Annotated in this window: 5 protein-coding genes; 4 read left to right on the top strand and 1 reads right to left on the bottom strand. The window is 69.7% G+C overall.

Going from position 1 to position 6458, the window contains the following annotated elements:
• Nucleotides 1–86 precede the first annotated feature (86 nt).
• Nucleotides 87–2414, top strand: coding sequence for a RelA/SpoT family protein (locus RT323_RS10040; protein ID WP_396172241.1), 2328 nt, complete (start codon nt 87–89; stop codon nt 2412–2414).
• A gap of 34 nt (nt 2415–2448) precedes the next feature.
• Here RT323_RS10040 and RT323_RS10045 read toward each other — a convergent pair whose 3' ends face one another.
• Nucleotides 2449–3672, bottom strand: coding sequence for a DUF349 domain-containing protein (locus tag RT323_RS10045; RefSeq protein WP_313407781.1), 1224 nt, complete (start codon nt 3670–3672; stop codon nt 2449–2451).
• A 56-nt stretch (nt 3673–3728) separates the two neighbouring features.
• Between RT323_RS10045 and RT323_RS10050 the strand changes: the two genes are divergently transcribed.
• The 3 genes from RT323_RS10050 to RT323_RS10060 all read left to right on the top strand — a co-directional run.
• A complete protein-coding gene (locus RT323_RS10050; RefSeq protein WP_313407783.1) occupies nt 3729–4424 on the top strand; it encodes an MBL fold metallo-hydrolase in 696 nt (231 codons plus the stop codon).
• A complete protein-coding gene (gene hisS, locus RT323_RS10055; protein WP_313407785.1) occupies nt 4421–5752 on the top strand; it encodes a histidine--tRNA ligase in 1332 nt (443 codons plus the stop codon). Before RT323_RS10050 ends, hisS begins: the two co-directional genes overlap by 4 nt.
• Nucleotides 5749–6458: amino acid--tRNA ligase-related protein (locus RT323_RS10060; RefSeq protein ID WP_313407788.1), on the top strand; the 710-nt coding region annotated here is incomplete at its 3' end. The genes hisS and RT323_RS10060, both read left to right, overlap by 4 nt.

Consider the following 6458-nt stretch of genomic DNA (forward strand, 5'->3'; position numbering starts at 1 on the left):
CGCCCTCGTCCTGGGCGCCGTCGCTTCGGTGATCACCGGCGCGCTCTGACTACGCGTCCGTAGGATGGGACGAAGGAGGCGAGTGCGTGGCTGACAGGACCGAGAACACCCCGTCGAAGACCGTCGAGCCGAAGTCCCAGGACTCGGCACGCACTCCCGCGCGCGTCCGCAGCCGGCTGGCCCGCATCGGTGGCAAGACCGCCGTCGGCAACCCGGTGCTCGATCCGCTGATCAAGATCTACCGGGCGACGCACCCCAAGGGCGACATCGCGTCGATCCAGAAGGCCTACCAGGTCGCGGCCGCGATGCACGAGGGCCAGAAGCGCAAGAGCGGCGACCCGTACATCACCCATCCGCTCGCCGTCGCGTCCATCCTGGCCGAGCTCGGCATGACGGCGCCGACCCTGTGCGCGGCCCTGCTGCACGACACCGTCGAGGACACGTCCTACACGATCGAGCAGCTGCGCAAGGACTTCGGCGACGAGGTCGTGCACCTGGTCGACGGGGTCACGAAGCTCGACAAGGTCAAGTACGGCGACTCCGCGCAGTCCGAGACCATCCGCAAGATGGTCGTCGCGATGGCGCGCGACATCCGCGTGCTGGTCATCAAGCTGGCGGACCGCCTGCACAACATGCGCACGCTGCGCTACCTGCGCCAGGACAAGCAGGAGCGCATCGCCCGCGAGACCATCGAGATCTTCGCGCCCCTGGCCCACCGCCTGGGCATGAACACGATCAAGTGGGAGCTGGAGGACCTCGCGTTCGCCACCTTGCACCCCAAGGTCTACGACGAGATCGTGCGCCTCGTGGCCGAGCGAGCCCCGTCGCGCGAGGCGTTCCTCGAGCGGGTCATTCGTGACGTCAACTCCGACCTGGGCCACGCCAAGATCAAGGCCAAGGTCACCGGGCGGCCCAAGCACTACTTCTCGATCTACCAGAAGATGCTGGTCCGCGGCCGCGAGTTCTCCGACATCTTCGACCTCGTCGGCGTGCGCATCCTCGTCGACGACGTCTCGGACTGCTACGCCGTGCTGGGCGTCCTGCACGCGCGCTGGAACCCGATCCCGGGCCGTTTCAAGGACTACATCAGCGTTCCGAAGTTCAACATGTACCAGTCGCTGCACACGACGGTGATCGGTCCGCAGGGCAAGGCCGTCGAGCTGCAGATCCGCACGTACGCCATGCACCGTCGCGCCGAGTTCGGTGTCGCGGCGCACTGGAAGTACAAGGAGGAGTCGCTCGCGGCGGTGGGCGGCAAGGCGGCCAACCTCAGCGGTGGTCCCGGCGGCAGCGAGATGGTCTGGCTGCGCGAGCTCGTCGACTGGCAGTCCGAGACCGAGGACTCCACGGACTTCCTGGACTCACTGCGGTTCGAGATGCAGAACGCGGGCGTCTACGCCTACACGCCGCGCGGCGACCTGATCCAGCTGCCCGCGGAGGCGACTCCAGTCGACTTCGCCTACGGCGTGCACACCGAGGTCGGCCACGCCTGCGTCGGTGCTCGCGTCAACGGTCGCCTCGTGTCACTGGAGTCCGAGCTGGAGAGCGGCGACGTCGTCGAGATCTTCACCTCGAAGTCGCCCACCGCCGGTCCCAGCCGCGACTGGCTCGACTTCGTCAAGAGCCCGCGCGCCCGCAACAAGATCCGCCAGTGGTTCACGAAGGAGCGCCGCGAGGAGGCCATCGACCACGGCAAGGACCTCATCGCCAAGCAGATGCGCAAGGAGGGTCTGCCGATGCATCGCCTGTTCCGGCAGGCGAACCTCGACACCGTGGCCAAGGACCTTGGCCACGCCGACATCGCGTCCCTCTACGCCGCGGTGGGCGAGAACAACGTGGGCGCCCAGAACGTCGTCGACCGCGTCATCGACCTCGCGGGCGGCCGCGAGGGGGCCGAGGAGGAGATCGCCGAGGCGACCTCCATGCCGCCCACGCGCTCGAGCCGCCCGGCCTCGTACCGCAGCGACGCCGGCGTCGAGGTGGTCGGCGTGTCCGGCGACCTGCTGGTGAAGCTGGCGCGCTGCTGCACACCGGTGCCCGGCGACAAGATCAAGGGCTTCGTCACGCGCGGGTCCGGCATCTCGGTGCACCGCGCGGACTGCGTGAACTTCGCAGAGCTGGCCGAGATGACCGAGCGGGTCGTCGAGGTGCGCTGGATCGCCAACGCCAAGACCACGTTCCTGGTGGCGATGCAGGTCGAGGGCCTCGACCGGCCGCACCTGCTGTCCGACATCACGAAGGTGATCTCGGACCAGCACGTCAACATCCTGTCGGCCACGCTCAGCACCGGCCGCGACCGCGTCGCCAAGAGCCGCTTCACCTTCGAGATGGCCGACGCCAAGCACCTCGGCGCGGTCCTCAAGGCCGTCGGCGGCGTCGAGGGCGTCTTCGACGCCTACCGCGTCACCCAGTAGGGGGGGGCAGGCCCGCGCGCGGGACGCGCGAGCCTCAGCCGAAGTCGGAGGCGGTGCGGCGCGCGATGTCGAGGAAGCCCTGACGGGACTCGAGGTTCTCACGCAGGCTCTTGGCCTTCTTCTCGTCGCCGGCGGCCTCGGCCTTGGCGAGGTCGGCCTCGATGGCGGAGATCGCGTCCTCGAGCTTGGTGATCATGTCGTCGGCGCGCGCGGACTTCTCGGGGTCGGTGCGCTTCCACTGCTGGTCACCGGCGTCGCGGATCGCCTTCTCGACGGTGCGCATGCGACCCTCGAGTTCCTTGATCTGGTCGCGGGGAACCTTGCCGGCGGCCTCCCAGCGGTCGGCGATGTCGTGCCACGCCTTGCGGGCGGCCTCGAGGTCGGTGATCGGCAGGAGCGCCTCGGCCTCGACGAGGATCTCGCGCTTGACCTCGGCGTTCTGGGCGAACTCCTGGTCCTGGGCGGCGTTGGCGGCCTCGCGGGCCTGGAAGAAGACGTCCTGCGCGGCGCGGAAGCGCTTCCAGAGCTTGTCCTCGGCGTTGCGTGGCGCGGAGCCGGCGGCCTTCCACTGCTGCATCAGGTCGCGGTAGGCGCTGGACGTGGCGCCCCAGTCCGTGGAGCCCTGCAGGGCCTCGGCCTCGACGATCAGCTTCTCCTTGACCTTCTGGGCCTGGTCGCGCTTTGCGCTCTGCTCGCCGAAGTGGACCTTGCGCTTCTTCGTGTATGCGGTGCGCGCGGTCGAGAAGCGGTGCCACAGCTCGTCGTCGGCCGACTTGCTCAGGCGGGGGAGCGCCTTCCACTCGTCGAGCAGCGCACGCAGCTTGTCGGCGCCGTTGCGCCAGTCCTGCCCGGCACCGATCCGCTCGGCCTCTTCGACGATGCGGGTCTTGGCCGTGGTGGCCTCGGCGGTGCGCTGCTCGCGCTCGACCTTGCGCTGCGCGCGCAGGTCGGCGAGCTTCGGCTCGAGCGCGTCGAGACGGGTCGACAGCGACGCGAGGTCGCCGACGGCCTGGGCGTCGACCAGCTGCTCGCGCACGGTCGCGATGGCCTTCGTGGCGTCGTCGGGCGAGACGGTGCCCGCGGCGACTCGCTTCTCCAGCAGGTCGACCTCGGTCTCGAGATTCTCGAACCTTCGGGTGTAGAACGCCAACGCCTCAGCGGCGTCGCCTCCGGTGACCCATTGTCCGATCAGTCGTTCGCCGTCGGCCTCTTTGACGTAGACGTTGCCGTCCGCGTCGACGCGGCCCCAATCACTCATGGCGGTCAGTCTAGGAGGTTCGCGGCCCGGCGTCGTCCTCGCGTACCCTGACGGACGTGCTTCTCACCGCCTTCCCCGCCGGACCGTTGCAGGCGAACTGCTATTTCGTCGCCTCCGGCCCCGGTTCACCGTGCGCGATCGTCGACCCGGGCATGGAGTCCCTCGAGGGCGTTCGCGCCGTCGTCGCCGAGCACGACCTGGCCCCCGCGGCCGTCCTCGTGACGCACGGCCACTTCGACCACATGTGGGACGCGGCCAAGGTCGCCGACGAGTTCGGCTGCCCGCTGTGGATCCACCCGGCCGACCGCCACCTGCTGGCCGACCCGATGGCCGCGATCTCGAACGAGTCCGCCGCGATGCTGCGCCAGCAGCTGGGCGAGATCGACGAGTCGCAGTTCGCCGAGCCCGCGGACGTCCGCGACGCGGTCGACGGCGCCACGATCGAGGTGGGCGACCTGCGCCTCACCGTCGACCACTGCCCGGGGCACACGCCGGGCACGGTCGCGTACCGGGTCGACTACACGGGCCCCGAGCCGGTCTCGCAGATCATGTTCTCGGGCGACTTCCTGTTCTTCGGGTCGATCGGGCGCACGGACCTGGTCGGCGGCGACCACGCCGAGATGCTGCGCAGCCTGCAGTCCAAGGTGCTGACGTTGCCCGACGACGTCGTCGTGCTGCCGGGCCACGGCCAGCAGTCCTCGATCGGCCGCGAGAAGCAGACCAACCCGTTCCTGGCGGAGCTGACCTCGTGAGGGCCGCGGGCAAGCTGTCCGGGTTCCCCGAGTTCCTTCCGGCCGAGCGCAGCGTCGAGTTGGCGGTGCTGGACCACCTGAGCCGCGTCTTCGAGCTGCACGGCTTCGGCAACATCGAGACGCGCGCGGTCGAGCCGCTCGAGACGCTGCTGCGCAAGGGCGAGATCGACAAGGAGGTCTACGCCGTCCGCCGCCTGCACGCCGACGAGTCCGAGGCCTCCGAGCTGGCGCTGCACTTCGACCTCACGGTCCCGTTCGCGCGCTACGTCGTCGAGAACGCCGGCCACCTGCAGTTCCCGTTCCGTCGCTACCAGATCCAGAAGGTCTGGCGCGGCGAGCGTCCGCAGGCCGGCCGCTTCCGCGAGTTCACGCAGGCCGACATCGACATCGTCGGCGACGGCGCGCTGCCGTTCCACTTCGACGTCGAGGTCGCGCGGGTCATGGCCGAGGCACTCGCCGGCCTGCCGATCCCGGGCCTGTCGCTGACGCTGCAGGTCAGCAACCGCAAGGTCCTCGAGGGCTTCTACCTCGGCCTGGGCATCACCGAGCCCACCGCCGTCATGCAGGTCATCGACAAGCTCGACAAGCTGCCGGCCGACAGGATCGCCGAGCTGCTGGGCGAGCAGGGCCTGAGCGAGCAGCAGGCGTCGTCCTGCCTCGCGCTCGCCGAGATCGTCACCACCGACACGTCGTTCGTCAAGCAGGTCCGCGACCTGGGCGTCGAGCACCCCATGCTCGACGAGGGACTGGCCGAGCTCGAGTCGGTCGTGGCCGGCTGCGCCACCGTCGAGGGCGTCACCGTGACCGCCGACCTGCGCATCGCGCGCGGACTGGACTACTACACCGGCACGGTCTTCGAGACCCGCGTCGCCGAGCACCCCGGTCTCGGCTCGATCTGCTCGGGCGGCCGGTACGACCAGCTCGCCTCCGACGGCAAGCGGACCTACCCCGGCGTGGGCCTGTCGATCGGCGTCTCGCGCCTGCTGTCGACGCTGACCACGAGCGGCATCACCGCCTCGCGCAGCGTGCCGTCGGCCGTGCTGGTCGCCGTGAACCACGAGGACACCCGCCCCGAGAGCGACGAGATCGCGCAGCGGCTTCGCGCCCGCGGCATCGCGTGCGAGGTCGCCCCCAACGCCCAGAAGTTCGGCAAGCAGATCCGCTTCGCCGAGCGCCGCGGCATCCCGTTCGTCTGGTTCGTCAACGACGAGGGCCACCAGGTGAAGGACATCCGCACCGGTGACCAGCAGTCGGCCGATCCCGACGGCTGGACACCCCCCGAGACCGACCTGCGACCGCAGGTGACCCAGAAGGAGACGACAGCGTGATCCGCACCCATGACGCCGGAACCCTGACGACCGCGAACATCGGCGAGAGCGTCACCCTCGCCGGCTGGGTCGCCCGTCGTCGCGACCACGGCGGTGTCGCCTTCATCGACCTGCGCGAGGCCAGCGGCGTCGCCCAGGTCGTCGTCCGCGAGGACGTCGCCCACCAGCTGCGCAGCGAGTTCTGCCTCAAGGTCACCGGCACGGTCCAGAAGCGTCCCGAGGGCAACGAGAACACGGCCATCGCCACGGGCGAGATCGAGGTCATCGCCGACGAGGTCGAGATCCTCTCGACGTCCGACCCGCTGCCGTTCCCGATCGACGAGCACGTCGAAGTGGGGGAGGAGGCGCGCCTCAAGCACCGCTACCTCGACCTGCGCCGACCCGCGCCCGCGCACGCGCTGCGCCTGCGCTCCAAGGTCAACGCCGCTGCTCGCCGGGTGCTCGAGGGCCATGACTTCATCGAGGTCGAGACGCCCACGCTGACGCGCTCCACGCCCGAGGGCGCCCGCGACTTCCTCGTGCCCGCCCGCCTGCGCCCGGGCAGCTGGTACGCCCTGCCGCAGAGCCCGCAGCTGTTCAAGCAGCTGCTCATGGTCGGCGGCCTCGAGCGGTACTACCAGATCGCGCGCTGCTACCGCGACGAGGACTTCCGCGCCGACCGCCAGCCCGAGTTCACCCAGCTCGACATCGAGATGAGCTTCGTCGA

Origin of the sequence: Aeromicrobium sp. (assembly GCF_032084975.1) — a bacterium.
GTDB lineage: Bacteria > Actinomycetota > Actinomycetes > Propionibacteriales > Nocardioidaceae > Aeromicrobium.